Here is a 259-nt window from a genome sequence, read left to right as displayed (position 1 = left end):
ACGTTCTTCGCGCCATTTTGAACCCCAAATAGCTGATCCTTGCAGAACCGCATCTGGAAGAACTGAATTTACACGAATACCATACTCACCGCCTTCAGCTGCAATACATCTCGCTAAATGTGTTTCAAGTGCTTTTACAGAGCTATATGCCGAAGCATTTTTACCGGCATATACAGAGTTTTTTGAGCCAACAAATACCATATTCCCTCCAATGCCTTGCTGTTTCATTTGCTTGAATGCTTCACGTGCAACTAAAAAG

1 protein-coding gene is annotated in these 259 nt (G+C 42.1%); it reads right to left on the bottom strand.

Annotation, left to right across the window (positions count from 1 at the left end):
• Window positions 1-259: SDR family NAD(P)-dependent oxidoreductase (locus ACS2QP_RS28045; protein WP_438883108.1), on the bottom strand; the 259-nt coding region annotated here is incomplete at both ends.

It is taken from the genome of Bacillus cereus group sp. Bce019, from assembly GCF_051781745.1.
Classification (GTDB): domain Bacteria; phylum Bacillota; class Bacilli; order Bacillales; family Bacillaceae_G; genus Bacillus_A; species Bacillus_A cereus.
This window is presented reverse-complemented; position numbering and strand designations above follow the sequence as displayed.